Below are 15,810 nucleotides of genomic sequence, written 5' to 3' on the forward strand. Positions count from 1 at the left end.
AAAAGTGGAAAATATATAGCTTTGCACAAGGTACGTTATGAGCAATCAAAGGTATATAAAACGCGTCGGGTTTCAGGTTGGTAGTACATTAGAATCCAATCTGCCCCATGTGAACAATATTCCCAGCCAGCAACAGCTGCAATAAAATAATAACGCCTGCCATCACGGTCATAAATATGAACTTCTTGATCATCACGGTCTGCGTTGATGTAGCGTAAATCAAAATGTTCATCAATCGGATAAGTCCAGTTTCCACCGCCACATTCACCGCCTAATTGGTCAAGCAGGCTTGTTGCAGAATCATTTTGATATTCAATGCGTGATGTTGAAATGACTTTTCCAGTTTCAGCAAAGCGCTGTTTAAGCTGCAAGTAATCTTCATACATTTCTTTATGATGGGTTTTTAGATCGGCCTCGTAATCAGGATTCTCTAAAGCAAAATATCTTTTGTTTGCTAACCATTCATATTGATTTTGTTGATTTAATTGCATAATAAACCAATTTTCATTGGCAAATGCATCAGAAAATTCTGTGGTATCACTTCCGATATAGCATTCATAAGGTTCAATCGGATTGAGCAAATGAATTTTTCCTTGCCATGCTGGATTGATTGCAGATAAATCAATTGAAACAAGTGGAAGTAAATGCTGAGCTAGAAATAGACTTGAAGGGGCGAAGACGACTTCGTGGTCAGGTAGCAGGGTTAGATAAGGTTGAACTGTGGTAATGTTTTTAATTGCTGTCATTGCGCTTATTTTTAGATATTGAATGGTTGCATTAAATCACAAAAAAGACCGAACGCGTCGGTCTTTTTGCTTGGCTTAGTTAGTCAGTCAGCCATAAAGCGCCTAACTTTTCATCCCACTCACTTGGGGTGATGACCATACGACCTGCATTGGGGGTTAAGGTAATCTCACTAAAGAAAACATCGTCTTGAGATAATAAGAAATCGATTCGGCTATAACCATATTTAAAACAAAAATCTTCTGACAGCTGAAGCATTTTATTTAATTTTTGCGGTCGTGCTAAACAGCTTGGTGTATTGCTTTTTAGATCAACGGTAAAGGGTTGCAGCACCCAAGATGTGTCATACATATTTGAATAATCCACGCCTTGGCTGTCTTGTACATCGACTTCAATATATCGAGGCTGACCTTCAAAACAATGAACACGGCATGTTGTAATGGTCAGTTTATTGTCTTGATCAACAAACAAATCAATATGTTGTTCGGCCAAAATTAGAGGAACAATATCTTTGTAATGCCATTCTCGTTTTCTAAAATACATATTTTGTTTAAGGTGGTGATTGAGTTTGTGCTGTGCTTTTTTGATATCAAATTGTGCTTTATCATTACAAACAATTGCACTGCCACTGTCATGATTGCATTTTAAGACAAACTTGTTAGGAAGTTGATTAAAGTCAATTTCCTCAAACCACTTATATACACCAATCAGTGGAACAAAATGGGAACAACAAATTTTCTCTGCAAGCATTTCGCGTACAGCAAATTTATCTGCTAATTTCGTATGTAAAGGTGCTCTTTCATAGATCATTCTGGCGGTGACTTTTTCATTGAAACTTTTAGGCTGATCAAAGTTCGGGGTATAACCCAATTTAGCAATAAATCTTTTGGTGAGATAACGTCTATCTGAGACAAATTTGGCTCTAATAACTTTTGCCGAATAAATAATATTTTCTAACATGATTAAAAAAAATCAATAAAATAAAGTAATGTTTGAATTATAGAGAAAATATGAATTTTGTACATGGAAACAGTAATCATTTGTATTTTTATTACATAATTGTAATGAATACCAAAGCAATAAAGTGAACTGTATCACACTAAGCAAAAAAGACCGCTATGTAGCGGTCTTTTTGTATGTTTTAATTTTTAGCGATTAAGCAGATTTTTTAACAGCCTCTAAAAGCTCATTTTGACGAGTTTTAAGTGCAGCTGGTAAGCGCTCACCAAGTTTATCAAATAACTCAGTGTGGCTCTCAATCTCTTTGATCCATTGATCTTTGTTTTGAGAAGTCACAAGATTAAATTGATCTTTAGTGAAGTCAGAACCTGTCCAGTTCAATTGCTCATAAGTTGGAACAAAACCAATCGGTGTTTCCACTGCTTCAGCACGACCTTCACAACGGTCAATGATCCATTCAAGCACACGCATGTTTTGACCAAAACCAGGCCATACAAAGTTGCCTTCAGCATCGCGACGGAACCAGTTTACGTTATAAATGCCAGGAAGTTTATTGCCTGCAGCTTTCGCTTTAGCACCAACTTCTTCACCCATTTCTAACCAATGAGAGAAATAGTCAGCCATGTTATAGCCAGCAAATGGAAGCATTGCAAATGGGTCACGGCGTACAACACCTTGTTGACCTACTGCAGCTGCAGTTGTTTCAGAACCCATTGTTGCTGCTTTATAAACACCATCAACCCAGTCAAAAGCTTCTGAGATTAAAGGTACTGTATCTGCACGACGACCACCGAAGATGAACGCAGAAATTGGTACGCCAGCTGGATTTTCCCAGTCAGCATCAATAGAAGGGCATTGACCCGCTGCAACGGTGAAACGCGCATTTGGATGTGCTGCTTTTTCACCAGCAACATGCGGTTGGCCTTTCCAGTTGGTCAAGTTAGCAGGCGCTTCTTTGGTTAAACCTTCCCACCATACGTCGCCATCTTCTGTTACAGCAACGTTTGTATAGATAACATCTTTGTGAAGTGTCGCCATACAGTTTGGATTTGTTTTGATGTTTGTACCAGGTGCGACACCAAAGAAACCAGCTTCAGGGTTGATTGCATATAAGCGACCATCTTCACCTGGTTTGATCCAAGCAATATCGTCACCTACAGTTTCAATTTTCCAACCTTCATAACCTGCAGGTGGAATCAACATCGCAAAGTTGGTTTTACCACATGCAGATGGGAATGCTGCTGCAATATAGTGTTTCTCACCTTGTGGATTAGTCACACCAAGGATCAACATGTGTTCAGCTAACCAGCCTTGTTGACGACCCATAGATGATGCAATACGTAAAGCAAGGCATTTTTTACCCAATAATGCGTTACCGCCGTATCCTGAACCGTAAGACCAGATCTCACGCGTTTCTGGATAATGCACGATATATTTTTCTGGGTTACAAGGCCATGCAACATCTTTTTGACCTTCAGCCAGCGGCGCGCCAACAGTATGTACGCAAGGAACATAGTCGCCATCAGTGCCTAGTACGTCATAAACAGCTTTACCCATACGAGCCATTTTACGCATACTTACAGCAACATAAGGAGAATCTGTAATTTCGATACCGATGTGAGCAATGTGAGAACCTAATGGACCCATAGAGAATGGAACCACGTACATGGTACGTCCTTGCATTGCACCATCAAACAAACCGTTAAGGCGAGTACGCATCTCAGCAGGAGCTTCCCAGTTGTTTGTCGCACCAGCATCTTCTTGTTTTTCAGAGCAGATGTATGTACGACCTTCAACACGCGCTACGTCAGACGGATCAGAATTCGCTAAATAAGAACCAGGATGTTTTTCTTGGTTCAACGCTTGCATAGTGCCGTTAGCGATCATCAAGTCGATATAACGTTGATTCTCTTCTTCGCTTCCGTCACACCATTCAATTTTTGCAGGTTTAGTTAATTTAGCAATTTCTTCAACCCATGCAATGAGCTTGGGATGACGAACGAATTCTGGTGCGTTCACTTGGGTCATGGTGAGGCCTATCTAAAATATGTACAATTTTGTGTACAAATAATAATCTGAATGAAGGGATACTACATTCAAATTTAAGTATGAAAAAAAGTGGTGGTATTAAAACATATATTCATAAAAAAAATAAGACTAAAGGCTTAAAAGATACCAATGCTCGAATTTTCACTAAGTGTTTGATTTGTATTATCTAACATGGATTATTGTTTGATTTTTATTGGTATTTTTAAATAGAATGTAGGGTATTTTAATTGTAAATAATAATAGTTTACAATAAGTTGAAATTATAAGATTTACTAAATTAATTATTGATTTAATAAATGGGCATAATTCGAATTTTACATAAAGGTGCTTTTATTTGTTTAGAAAATCGACGAAATTAGTGCAAATACTTCAAAATAATCAAGCTTATGGACACAGAACTCAAGCCTCTTTCAATGATTTACAATGAAAAGTCAGGTTTTCATGCCAATCAGAAAGATGATATTTATGAAAAACTCATGACCATCTGGACCTCACATGGTTTTGAAATTCAAGTTTTTGATATTGGTTCAGAGCCTGATATAAAAACCCTGATGCAAAAAATCTTTCAACGTCATGCACAATACTCAGATTGTGGTGTCATTGTTGCTGCAGGTGGTGATGGTACGTTGAATGCAGTCGCCTCGCAAATGTTAAAGCAAAAAATTCCTATGGGAATACTACCTTTGGGTACTTTTAATTATGTGGCGCGTGTTCTACATATCCCTTTGAATATTTTAGAGGCAGCCAATGTGATTGCCACAGGGGAGCCGCGTGCCTCACATGTGGCCTGTATCAATGATCAAATTTATTTAAATAATGCCAGTTTAGGTTTGTATCCTTTGTTTATTAAAAAACGTGAAGAATATAATCGTCGGTTTGGACGCTTTCCTTTAAATGCGTATACGTCAGGTTTGGATGTCCTGATTCGTGATCGTAAAGAGCTCAAATTAGAGATTGAAGTAGATGGGCAAAAGTATCCTGTAAAAACACCGCTGATTTTTTTTGGTAATAATCAACTGCAATTAAAAGAATTAAATTTAAAAATTTCGAAATGTGCAGAGGTGGGGGAAATTGCCGGTGTGGTGATCGCCAAAGGAGATAAAGCCACTTTATTTAAAACCTTGTTTCAAACCATTCGTGGAAAATTGGAAAACGTTTCCGATGTGTATAGTTTTGGTGCACAAAAAGTCATTGTCTATTCAAAAAAGCCTAAACTGACCGTTGCTGTCGATGGAGAAATTGTTTCAATGACGACCCCGTTAACCTTACACGTAGAAAAAAATGCTTTAAAAATTATGGTGCCGCATGTTATTGCATCTGTCTGATCTACATTTTGGTACTGAGCGTCCAGAGTGTATACGGCCGATTCAAAAGTTTTGTGCTGTGCATAAACCAGAAGTGGTTGTGGTGAGCGGTGATTTAACTCAACGTGCTAAATTTAAAGAATTCTATGCATGTAAGCAGTTTTTAGAATCACTAAACATCCCTTATTTTGTGGTGCCCGGCAACCATGATATTCCTTTGTATCATGTCTGGAATCGTGCCTTTAGACCATTTGGCTTATATCAACTGTTCTTTGGCAGTTTAGAACGCAGCTTATTTACAGAGCATTTTTATTTAATTGGCATGAACAGCATTCGTCGCCGTTATCATACACGCGGACATATTTCTTTTGAGCAAATTCAAAATGTAAATCAGTTGTTGGCCAATGCACCGAAAAATAAATTAAAAATAATCGTTAGTCATCAACCTTTTTATACCTCTAATGAAGACCATCACTTAAAAGATTGTCCAGCTTTAGGGCAGTTTGCCATTAAAGAATGGGGACAACATCAACTGTATGCTTTATTGCATGGTCATTTACATTTAGTTGCGGTCTATGATCTGAATCAAGCCTTTGCGCTAAATTTAAAGCAACCAGTTTATGAGGTTCATGCGGGTACAGCAGTTTCTCGACGTTTGCATAAAAATATACCCAACAGCTTTAATGTGATTCATCAAGATGGTGGCTTTGAACATTATTTTTTTGATGAACAATTACAGGAATTTATTGCCAAAACTGCGATAAAAAATTCTGAATTAGACATGATTTGATACAAAAGAAGAAAAAACATACAAATTAAATAAATTTTTTTTCGTTTTCCCCTTGAAGCGTTTATTTCCATCCCCACAAATGTGACATACAAATATTTTGTCGATGACCTAGGAATAAGAAGTCATCTTCGCTGAGTAATCAATGACATTTTAAATGTCTATGGAGTTAGAAATGAGCAAGATTCGTCCTTTACATGACAACGTTGTGATCCGCCGTGTTGAAAAAGAAACTAAAACAGCAGGTGGTTTGATTTTAAGTACTTCTGCAGCTGAACAACCTGCTCAAGGTGAAATTCTTGCTGTAGGTAATGGCAAAATCACTGATAACGGTGTACGCGCTTTAGACGTTAAAGTTGGCGATAACGTACTGTTTGGTGCTTATGCAGGTACTAAAGTTAAAGTTGGTGGTGAAGAACTTCTTGTGATGAAAGAGTCTGACATTTTAGCGGTATTGGAAGGTTAATCTTCTGCCGTTGAGATGAGTTTTCATCCAAACATATTGGTCAAAATTTAAAATTTATAAAGATATCTGGAGTTTAGTATGTCAGCTAAAGACGTAAAATTTGGTGATTCAGCGCGTTCAAAAATGATCGCGGGCGTAAACGTACTTGCAGATGCAGTAAAAGTAACTTTAGGCCCTAAAGGTCGTAACGTGGTTATTGATCGTTCTTTTGGTGCACCGCACATCACTAAAGATGGTGTAACTGTTGCGAAAGAAATTTCTTTAAAAGACAAATTCGAAAACATGGGTGCGCAATTGGTTCGTGAAGTTTCTTCAAAAACCAATGATATTGCAGGTGACGGTACAACAACTGCAACTGTACTTGCTCAAGCGATTTTAAATGAAGGTATCAAATCAGTTACTGCGGGTATGAACCCAATGGATTTGAAACGTGGTATCGACCTTGCGGTTAGAGCTGTTGTTGAAAATATCAAAGCAACTGCTAAACCAGCTTCTGATACTAAAGCAATTGAACAAGTCGGTTCGATTTCTGCAAACTCTGATGAAACTGTAGGTAAGTTGATTGCGCAAGCAATGGAACGCGTTGGTAAAGAAGGCGTGATTACCGTTGAAGAAGGTTCAGGCTTTGAAGATGCGCTTGATGTTGTAGAAGGTATGCAGTTTGATCGTGGTTATATCAGCCCGTACTTTGCAAACAAACAAGATACTTTGACTGCTGAACTTGAAAATCCATTCATTCTTCTTGTTGATAAGAAAATTGGTAATATCCGTGAATTGATTACAGTTTTAGAAGCTGTTGCAAAAACAGGTAAACCATTACTTATCATCGCTGAAGATGTTGAGGGTGAAGCACTTGCAACACTGGTTGTAAACAACATGCGCGGTATTATCAAAGTATGTGCGGTTAAAGCACCTGGTTTTGGTGATCGTCGTAAAGCAATGCTTCAAGATATCGCGATCTTGACAGGTGCTACTGTGATTTCTGAAGAAGTGGGCATGTCTTTAGAGCAAGCAACACTTCAAGATTTAGGTACTGCACATAAAATCACGATTTCTAAAGAAAATACTGTGATTGTTGATGGTGCTGGTGATGCAAATCAAATTGCTGAACGTGTAACTCAAATTCGTGCTCAAATCGAAGAATCAACATCTGAATACGATAAAGAAAAACTTCAAGAGCGCGTAGCTAAACTCGCTGGCGGTGTTGCTGTAATCAAAATTGGTGCTGCAACTGAAGTTGAAATGAAAGAGAAGAAAGACCGTGTAGATGATGCGCTTCATGCAACGCGTGCTGCGGTTGAAGAAGGTGTTGTTGCAGGTGGTGGTGTTGCGTTGGTACGTGCAGCTAAAGTACTTGACGGTCTTGTTGGTGCAAATGATGACCAAACTGTAGGTGTGAACATCCTTCGTCGTGCGATTGAAGCGCCACTTCGTCAAATCGTGTCTAACGCTGGCGATGAGCCATCAGTTGTGATCAATGCAGTGAAGAGCGGTGAAGGTAACTTTGGTTACAATGCTGCAACTTCACAATATGGCGATATGTTAGAAATGGGTATCCTTGACCCTGCTAAAGTAACGCGTTCTGCACTTGAGCATGCTGCATCTGTTGCTGGTTTGATGTTAACAACTGAATGTATGATTACTGATATCCCAGAAGACAAACCTGCTATGCCTGATATGGGCGGCATGGGTGGTATGGGCGGAATGATGTAATATCGTTTCGATCTTAGATCATAAAAAATCCTCGCTTTATGCGGGGATTTTTTATGCAAGTTGTTTCATCCTTGTCTTTTTGTATATTTTTTATTATGCTTTTGTACTATTCGGTAAATATAAATACAACACGAAAACTGAGGAGAACTAAAATGAAAAGATTAATCTTCATTATTGCAATCAGCCAGATGCTAACAGGATGTTTAAGTATCATGGGACAAAGACTTGAAACAAGAAATGATTTTATGCAGTCTTGGGTGGGGAGTACAGAAGAAAAACTGATCAGTAAATGGGGACCACCGTATAGAAGCTATGAACTCCCAAATGGTGCAAAAATTATTTCATATAATGATGGCTGGAATGCTTGTACAAGGAAATTTATGCTTGAACAAGGTAAGGTCACCAAATGGGGATATAGTAATTGTTCTATGGAGATCAATCGACCTGACAAAATTGACAAGAATATCCCAATTCCAAAACCATCACTTTAATCCATTGTTTACAAAGATAATTTTAAGCTAAAAGTGCGCTGTTCGAGTTAAAAGGTCGTGGTGCTTAGACTGGATTAGTGCAGCAAAGCAAAATTAGGCTGTTATCAATTTTTATGAATTGACATTTTACCTGTGGGGGAATGTCAATATTCGCTCTAATTTTTTAAAAGAATACTTACCTAACAAGATTATTTGATCTAGAAAGAATAACTTATCTAAAAAGAATAATGACCCAAGTAAAGAAAATAATTGCTTGAGCTACGAACTGCGCAGCACTTCCCATATCTTTGGCATTTTTAGACAGTGGATGGCGTTCTAAAGAAACACGATCAACCACAGCTTCTAATGCTGAATTAAACAATTCTACAATGATTGCCAATAAGCACACCGCAATCATCACTGCCTGTTCAACAGAAGAGACATCGACAAAAAACGTAATCGGAATTAAAACGATATTAATCCAAACAATTTGACGGAAAGCCGCTTCATTTTGATATGCAGCTTTAAATCCTGCTAAAGAATAGCCTGTCGCATTGAGAATGCGTTTGAAACCCGTCGTACCCTTAAATGGAGAATAATCACTCATAAATCAAAGCAGCTAAAGTTTTTAAGAAGTGTATTATTCTAAACTTAAATCGGAATTAATTTTAAACAAAAAACACCAAGTTTAGAAAAAATTAAGCAAATGTTTGAATCATTTGCTTATTTGTTTGAAAAAATCAGTTGTTACTTGGTATTTGGATTGGCTTTCCAGTACGCATCCAAAGCTTTACGACCTAAACCGGGATCATCGGTAAATACACCATCCACGCCAGCTTTAAAATACATCTCATATTCTTTGTTTGCGCCAGCTTCACAACGCTTGGCTGCATCTGCTTCAGCTGTGCTACATTTTAAATTGTTGGCAAGGAAATTATTTTCAGGACGGAAAGTATATGGATGGACTTTTAAGTTCACTGCATGTGCATCGGTAACGAAAGAAGAGGGTGCAGTATAGCTATCATTAAAAATATACGGTTTCCATGGACCAACACCATCGGCATATTTGGCGACGTCTTTTAAACCTTGTGCTGTGGCCATATCGCCATAAGTGGTTTTAATTCCTTGTGCGACATAATCTGCTGGACTGATTTTCTTATCATCATAAAGCTGAATGATTTTGGCATGCTTTAAGCTCTTATGCGCTGTCAATTGGTCCTTAAAATACTTTAAATTATTGACTTCGAAAGACTGTAGATAAATCGGCGCAATTTCACGGCTATATTGGTACTTTGCCAAAGTCTTCAGCAATGGATCTTCCATGGCTAAATTTAATTTTTGAAAATATGTTGGGTGCTTGGTTTCGATGTAGAGCCCAACCACTTTACCGGTTTTTTTATAATTCTTTTCCGCCAGTTCAATAATTTGCTCAAGGGTAGGGATATTCAACTGATCATTGTATTGGGTATTGTTTGGGCGTAACGCTGGAATACGCTCGCGGGCTTTAAGTTGATTTAACTCACTTAAAGTAAAGTCTTCTGTAAACCATCCCGTTAATGATGTCCCATCGATGATTTTTGTTTTCTTGCGATCTGCAAATTGGCTGAATGTGCTGACATTGGTTGTGCCACCAATTTCATTTTCATGACGTGCAACCAATACGCCATCTTTGGTCGATACCAAATCTGGCTCAATAAAATCAGCACCATCATCAATGGCTTTTTGATAACTTTCAAGGGTATGTTCAGGGCGTAAAGCACTTGCCCCTCGGTGACCAACAATAATGATTTTAGGTTCTTTATATTCTGGTGTGACGTTTTCTGATTTTTTATCGTCATCATTGCAAGCGGTTAATAGCGCCATAATACTGATCATTAACCCAGTATTTTTAATCATATTTTTCTCAAATTCTTATATGGAAACTGTGCATAGCTTATGTCATTAAATTGACACTGTGATGACATCAAGATGAAAAATTAATGAAATGCTTTTGGTAGATTTATGCCTAGAAGAAAAAAATTCTTCATAGTTTCTTCATATTTAAACTTATCATTCGCTTTTCTGTTATTTTTCCTTGAGTTTTTAGTTTAAGTCACAGAATATCCATATAAAGTCGATTTAATTGCTACAACAACTTTACCTCAATCCTTTGACGCAGAACCTACTCTGATGCTCTCAAAATTTTTTATTCAACGTCCTATTTTTGCCTGTGTACTTGCAATCATTGTCATGGCTTTAGGCGTATTTTCAGTCTTGAATTTACCGATAGAGCGATATCCAGATATTGCTCCGCCAAGGATTACCGTTTCTACAACCTATACAGGTGCAGATGCTGAAACTGTTGAAGAGAGTGTTACTCAGGTTTTAGAGCAGCAAATTAAAGGGATTGACAACCTGCTGTATTTTAGTTCGAGTAGTGACTCATCGGGGCGTGCCAGAATTAGTATCAGTTTTGAAAACGGAACGGATCCAGATACCGCACAAGTCCAAGTACAAAATAGTATTAATGGTGTACTCAACCGCTTACCAGATGATGTACAGCGTCAAGGTGTAACGGTGAATAAATCGCTTGGCGATACCTTTATGGTGGTGGGTTTGTATGATGAAACAGGTAAAAGTAACAATATCGAATTAGGTGACTATTTATCTGATCATATAGAACAAGAAATATCACGGATTGAAGGGATTGGTGAAGTTGATGTCTTCGGTTCTCAATACGCCATGCGAATTTGGCTGAATCCGAATTTACTGCGTCAGTATCAATTGATGCCCAGTGATATTCGCACAGCAATAGAAGCACAGAATACACAGGTTGCTGCTGGTGGTGTCGGGGATTTACCGGTAACTGCTGACCAATATTTAAATGCAAAAGTCACCGCTGGTTCACGTTTAAGAACAGTCGATGAATTTAAAAATATTATTGTTAAATCCAATACAGATGGTAGCTATATCTATTTAAAAGATGTGGCGCGTATTGAGTTAGGTGCAGAAAATTATCAGTCGTTTAATACCATTAATGGTTATCCTTCATCGGGCATGGGGATTTCTTTATCTTCAGGTGCAAACGCTTTAGCAACCTCTGCATTAATTAAAGCTGAATTGGCAAAGATTTCTGAAAAACTGCCACAAGGCTATAAGATTGTTTATCCACGAGATAACACGCCGTTTGTGCAAGAATCGATTAAAGAGGTGGTCAAAACCTTATTAGAAGCCATCGTATTGGTGGTTCTGGTCATGTTTGTTTTCCTACAAAGCTGGCGTGCTACGCTGGTTCCAACCATTACTGTACCAATTGTGATTTTAGGTACCTTTGCGGTACTCAATGTGCTCGGTATGAGTATTAATACATTGACTTTATTTGCCTTGGTGTTGGCAATTGGTCTACTGGTCGATGATGCCATTGTGGTGGTGGAAAATGTCGAACGTTTGATGCATGAGCAGGGCTTAACTGCAAAACAGGCATCTATCGAGTCTATGCAGGAAATGACGGGAGCATTGATCGGGATTACCGTGGTCTTGACCGCAGTATTTATTCCGATGGCGTTCTTTACAGGTTCGACAGGTGTAATTTATCGTCAATTCTCCATCACCTTAGTGGCGGCAATGGCCTTGTCATTGCTGGTTGCATTGATCCTAACCCCAGCACTCTGTGCCATTATTTTAAAACCCAATCCTAAACCCATGCGTTGGGCGACATGGTTTAATCGCAAACTTGAAAATCTAAGACAAGGTTATATTCGCCTGATTCAAAAGACCCTAAATTTGAAATGGGTGATTTTGACGATTTTTGTGGCTTTGATTGCTGTTTTTTCACTGATTTATCGGACTTTACCCACCAGTTTTATTCCAAGTGAAGATCAGGGCATGTTGAGTGTGCAGTTCCGCTTAGCTGATGGTGCACCGATGTCGAGTAGTCAGGTGGTTGGGGAAAATATCCGAAAATATTTCCTTGAACATGAAAAACAGAATGTTGATATTGTCTTGATTCGTTATGGGCGTAATTTTTCAGGTACAGGACAAAATTTAGGAACAGGCTTTGTGGCTTTAAAGCATTGGGATGATCGCTCAGGTACACAAAATTCTGCGCAAGCAATTCGTGAACGTGCGACAAAGTATTTTAGTCAAGATCGCAATGCCCGGATTACAGTCAGTTTGCCTGCTTCAGTAAATGGCTTGGGGGATAGTGATAGTTTAGAATTTTGGATTCAGGATATTAACGGTCAAGGACGGAAATATTTAGACCAACAATTCACAACATTGCAGGCACAAGCCAAACAGTTCCAATCCTTTGAAAATCTGGATAAAAAATCCAATCCCGATAAATCTAAGTTAAAAGTTGATGTTAATCAAAAATTGGCATTGGCAAATGGGCTGAGTCAAACCGCGATTAACAATACTTTGTCAGCAGCATGGGGTGGCTCTTATGTAAATGACTTTATTGATCGTGGACGAATTAAACGGGTGATGATGCAGGGCGATGCAGAGTTTCGTTCTAAGCCTGAAGATTTACAAGTATGGACGGTGCGTAATGCACAGAACCAGATGGTGCCATTTAGCAATTTCGCAACAACGCGTTGGGAAGGTGGTCCCGACGTGGTGAATCGTTTCCAAGGTTATACCGCCTTACAAATGGAAGCCAATGCAGCAGCGCATACCAGTTCAGGTCAAGCCATGAAAGATATTCAGACCTTGATTAGTCAACAAGATGGAATTGATGTTGCGTGGAGTGGCTTGTCATTTGAAGAACAAAAATCAAGTAGCCAAGCATGGTTACTCTATTTGATTTCGATCGGCTTTATTTTCCTTTGCCTCGCAGCCTTATATGAAAGTTGGTCGATTCCAACTGCTGTGATTGCAGCAATTCCTTTGGGGATTGGAGGCAATATTATTTTTAGTAAATTGGCAGGTTTTCCAAACGATATTTACTTTCAAATTGCATTGCTGACCACGATTGGTTTGTCGTGTAAAAATGCGATTTTGATTGTTGAGTTTGCTGCACTATCACAGGAAAAAGGTAAAACAGCGATTGCTGCTGCATTAGAAGGCGCAGGGTTGCGGTTGCGTCCAATTCTGATGACATCCTTGGCCTTTGGTGCGGGGATTATTCCCTTGGTTGTTGCATTTGGTGCAGGTGCTGCCAGCCGTCAAGAAATAGGGGTAAGCGTATTGGGTGGGGTGATCTTCGGAACAGTTTTAGTTTTGCTGTTTATCCCATTTATGTATGTGCTGGTCCGTTCAATTTTTAAATCAAAAGTACCCTCTGAGTAAGGGTGTTGATTGATGAGCTTTGCTTGCTCAATGTTCTTTGATGAAGATTGAGCAAGCTTCAAATCATATAGAATCTTTAAAATATGTTTCACAACAAAAAACATCTTTATTTTCGTGGGATTGCAGTCCAACATGTGGCAAAAGTTTGATGGAATTTGGATCATCCTATGCAATTTTCTTTGGCACTCGTTTCAGAAATAGAAAAAGCCATTCAAAACCATCAATTTGATCTCATTGAAAAACAATTTGAACAAATCAATGATGCCGATATCGCAAAAATTTTGGCAGATTTATCTTTAAATGAACAGCTGGCATTGGTGGAGTATTTACCCAATGCTGCCTATATTCTTGAGTTTTTATCACTCGAACAACAACTTAAAATTTCTGAACATTTACCAAAACAGATACTGGTCAATATCATTTCTGAGATGCACTCGGACGATCGTACAGATTTATTTAAGTACTTGCCTTATGCATTACAGCAAGCTGTTTATGCCGATTTAAGCCCTGAAATACAACAGCAGATCCAACATTTAGCCAGATATCCAGAAGAGTCTGCTGGTGCAATCATGAGTTCAGATTATGTGACATTGTCACCTGATTTGAACATGACACAAGCCATCAAGCAGATCAGAGCAATTGCCACAGATCGTGAAACGGTCTATTTGATTTATGTGGTCAATGCACAAGGCAAGTTACTCGGGGTTGTGTCCTTACGTGAAATTATTCTTGCTGAGCCTGAGCAAACCATTGCTGAAGTCATGAGTACGGATTTGATTGTTGGGGACGTTAATGAAGACCAAGAGAGCATTGCAGAGAAGCTGCATTATTATGACTTTATTGCGCTGCCAATTGTTGATGAGCAACAAAGGCTTTTAGGTATTGTTACTTATGATGATGCCATGGATGTCGTCACTGAAGAAGCCACAGAAGACTTTTTAAAATCCAGTGCCGTCTCATCGTCTCCTAAAATGAGCATTAAGACAGCACCGATTCATTACCTGTATAAAAAACGGGTATTTTGGTTGGTGATTTTGGTTTTTGGCAGCTTATTGTCTGGATTCGGGATTGCCCATTTTGAAGATATTATTGCAAAGAATATTGTGCTGGTATTCTTTTTACCGCTTTTGGTCGGGAGTGGCGGGAATGCTGGCTCACAATCGGCCACCTTAATGGTACGGGCATTGGCAACGGGTGATGTACATTTAAAAGATTGGATGTATCTGATTGGGCGTGAAAGCTTGGTTGGTTTATGTTTGGGCGGAACAATGGCAATTGCAGTGTCCATTCTTGGTTACTTTAGAGGCGATGCAATGGTCGCTTTGGTGTTAGCTTTAAGTATGATGGGTATTGTATTGATGGGTTGCTTAATTGGGATGAGCCTGCCATTTATATTGAATCGTTTAAAGCTGGATCCAGCAAGTGCTTCGGCACCTTTGGTCACCTCGATTTGTGATGCAACAGGTGTCATCGTTTACTTATGTATTGCATCGATTATTTTATAAGACATGGCTGAATGGTTAGCATTTGGAAATGCTTGGCTGATCATGGTCAATCCGCGATGTCTTTTCTTAAATCTCGACAACTGGGAATATCGGTATAGCGATATACCTGATAACCTGCTTGTTCTAACATCTCGTCACGTTGTGCATCAATATGTTCTTTGCCGAGGTGACTGGGATCATCGAGTTCAATAATAGCAATCACTTCAAGCTGTTTGTCGAGTAGGACAAAGTCGGTCACTTTACGATTGAATTTGGAACGCAATTTAAATTGATTGCAATCAATTAACGCGCTAAACGCGACTTGCGCAAGTACATGATATTGAGGAAAGGCTTCATTTAAACGGAAAAACATTTTCTGTTCAAAAGGGGTGATCACACGTTTTGCATAATAATGTTTATTTCGAAATAAATGCTGACCAAAGCAGGCAAGCAATAAAGCAATGGTTGCGATACTGCCAATCAATAAAAATAAAATTTGATGTAAATCGAGAGACATAAGCGATCGGTATCGTATAGATAAGAAAAAACCCACTCAATCATGAGT

13 protein-coding genes are annotated in these 15,810 nt (G+C 38.7%); 7 read left to right on the forward strand and 6 right to left on the reverse strand.

All coding sequences use genetic code 11. From position 1 onward, the window contains the following. Positions 1-35: 35 nt before the first annotated feature. From MTO68_RS05400 to MTO68_RS05410, 3 genes are all read right to left on the reverse strand, one after another. Complete coding sequence (locus MTO68_RS05400; RefSeq protein WP_244015335.1) at positions 36-746, reverse strand: hypothetical protein; 711 nt, start codon at positions 744-746, stop codon at positions 36-38. A 79-nt stretch (positions 747-825) separates the two neighbouring features. Then, entirely contained in the window at positions 826-1,704 is an 879-nt protein-coding gene (locus MTO68_RS05405; RefSeq protein WP_244015336.1) for an ATP-grasp fold amidoligase family protein, read from the reverse strand. 195 nt (positions 1,705-1,899) lie between these two features. Continuing rightward, positions 1,900-3,732 (reverse strand): phosphoenolpyruvate carboxykinase (GTP), encoded by a 1,833-nt coding sequence (locus MTO68_RS05410; RefSeq protein WP_004722449.1) that lies wholly within the window; start codon positions 3,730-3,732, stop codon positions 1,900-1,902. Between the two features lie 407 nt (positions 3,733-4,139). Here MTO68_RS05410 and MTO68_RS05415 point away from each other — a divergent pair, with 407 nt between their 5' ends. From MTO68_RS05415 to MTO68_RS05435, 5 genes are all read left to right on the forward strand, one after another. Further along, entirely contained in the window at positions 4,140-5,078 is a 939-nt protein-coding gene (locus tag MTO68_RS05415) for a diacylglycerol kinase family protein (RefSeq protein WP_244015337.1), read from the forward strand. Next, entirely contained in the window at positions 5,059-5,847 is a 789-nt protein-coding gene (locus tag MTO68_RS05420; RefSeq protein WP_244015338.1) for a metallophosphoesterase, read from the forward strand. The genes MTO68_RS05415 and MTO68_RS05420 overlap by 20 nt, the downstream gene beginning before the upstream one ends. A 172-nt stretch (positions 5,848-6,019) precedes the next feature. Then, the gene (locus MTO68_RS05425; protein WP_244015339.1) at positions 6,020-6,310 is read left to right on the forward strand and encodes a co-chaperone GroES; all 291 of its coding nucleotides are present in this window, start codon (positions 6,020-6,022) and stop codon (positions 6,308-6,310) included. Positions 6,311-6,388: 78 nt separating this feature from the next. Continuing rightward, the gene (gene groL, locus MTO68_RS05430) at positions 6,389-8,023 is read left to right on the forward strand and encodes a chaperonin GroEL (protein WP_004819670.1); all 1,635 of its coding nucleotides are present in this window, start codon (positions 6,389-6,391) and stop codon (positions 8,021-8,023) included. A gap of 152 nt (positions 8,024-8,175) precedes the next feature. Further along, positions 8,176-8,514, forward strand: a complete 339-nt coding sequence (locus MTO68_RS05435) for a hypothetical protein (protein WP_034617293.1) — start codon at positions 8,176-8,178, stop codon at positions 8,512-8,514. A gap of 211 nt (positions 8,515-8,725) precedes the next feature. On the opposite strand, the gene MTO68_RS05440 is transcribed toward MTO68_RS05435, so the two are convergent. Both MTO68_RS05440 and MTO68_RS05445 read right to left on the reverse strand, forming a co-directional pair. Further along, complete coding sequence (locus tag MTO68_RS05440) at positions 8,726-9,100, reverse strand: diacylglycerol kinase (protein WP_004819673.1); 375 nt, start codon at positions 9,098-9,100, stop codon at positions 8,726-8,728. Between the two features lie 140 nt (positions 9,101-9,240). Then, positions 9,241-10,389: a glycerophosphodiester phosphodiesterase gene (locus MTO68_RS05445; protein ID WP_239046233.1), complete on the reverse strand. Its 1,149-nt coding sequence runs from the start codon at positions 10,387-10,389 to the stop codon at positions 9,241-9,243. A 273-nt stretch (positions 10,390-10,662) separates the two neighbouring features. On the opposite strand from MTO68_RS05445, the gene MTO68_RS05450 reads away from it, so the two are divergent. Together MTO68_RS05450 and mgtE are read left to right on the forward strand one after the other, a co-directional pair. Beyond that, positions 10,663-13,761: a multidrug efflux RND transporter permease subunit gene (locus tag MTO68_RS05450; protein WP_244015340.1), complete on the forward strand. Its 3,099-nt coding sequence runs from the start codon at positions 10,663-10,665 to the stop codon at positions 13,759-13,761. Between the two features lie 167 nt (positions 13,762-13,928). Next, entirely contained in the window at positions 13,929-15,266 is a 1,338-nt protein-coding gene (gene mgtE, locus MTO68_RS05455; protein ID WP_004819678.1) for a magnesium transporter, read from the forward strand. A gap of 46 nt (positions 15,267-15,312) precedes the next feature. Here mgtE and MTO68_RS05460 read toward each other — a convergent pair whose 3' ends face one another. Beyond that, complete coding sequence (locus MTO68_RS05460) at positions 15,313-15,762, reverse strand: DUF2726 domain-containing protein (protein WP_034617302.1); 450 nt, start codon at positions 15,760-15,762, stop codon at positions 15,313-15,315. Positions 15,763-15,810: the final 48 nt, after the last annotated feature.

This window comes from Acinetobacter sp. NyZ410 (genome assembly GCF_022828975.1).
Lineage (GTDB): Bacteria > Pseudomonadota > Gammaproteobacteria > Pseudomonadales > Moraxellaceae > Acinetobacter > Acinetobacter guillouiae.

Excerpts from the sequence above, each read along its gene's own strand:
- MTO68_RS05400 (WP_244015335.1), bottom strand. The coding sequence starts at position 746 with ATGACAGCAATTAAAAACATTACCACAGTTCAACCTTATCTAACCCTG.
- MTO68_RS05405 (WP_244015336.1), bottom strand. The coding sequence starts at position 1,704 with ATGTTAGAAAATATTATTTATTCGGCAAAAGTTATTAGAGCCAAATTT.
- MTO68_RS05410 (WP_004722449.1), bottom strand. The coding sequence starts at position 3,732 with ATGACCCAAGTGAACGCACCAGAATTCGTTCGTCATCCCAAGCTCATT.
- MTO68_RS05415 (WP_244015337.1), top strand. The coding sequence starts at position 4,140 with ATGGACACAGAACTCAAGCCTCTTTCAATGATTTACAATGAAAAGTCA.
- MTO68_RS05420 (WP_244015338.1), top strand. The coding sequence starts at position 5,059 with ATGTTATTGCATCTGTCTGATCTACATTTTGGTACTGAGCGTCCAGAG.
- MTO68_RS05425 (WP_244015339.1), top strand. The coding sequence starts at position 6,020 with ATGAGCAAGATTCGTCCTTTACATGACAACGTTGTGATCCGCCGTGTT.
- groL (WP_004819670.1), top strand. The coding sequence starts at position 6,389 with ATGTCAGCTAAAGACGTAAAATTTGGTGATTCAGCGCGTTCAAAAATG.
- MTO68_RS05435 (WP_034617293.1), top strand. The coding sequence starts at position 8,176 with ATGAAAAGATTAATCTTCATTATTGCAATCAGCCAGATGCTAACAGGA.
- MTO68_RS05440 (WP_004819673.1), bottom strand. The coding sequence starts at position 9,100 with ATGAGTGATTATTCTCCATTTAAGGGTACGACGGGTTTCAAACGCATT.
- MTO68_RS05445 (WP_239046233.1), bottom strand. The coding sequence starts at position 10,389 with ATGATTAAAAATACTGGGTTAATGATCAGTATTATGGCGCTATTAACC.
- MTO68_RS05450 (WP_244015340.1), top strand. The coding sequence starts at position 10,663 with ATGCTCTCAAAATTTTTTATTCAACGTCCTATTTTTGCCTGTGTACTT.
- mgtE (WP_004819678.1), top strand. The coding sequence starts at position 13,929 with ATGCAATTTTCTTTGGCACTCGTTTCAGAAATAGAAAAAGCCATTCAA.
- MTO68_RS05460 (WP_034617302.1), bottom strand. The coding sequence starts at position 15,762 with ATGTCTCTCGATTTACATCAAATTTTATTTTTATTGATTGGCAGTATC.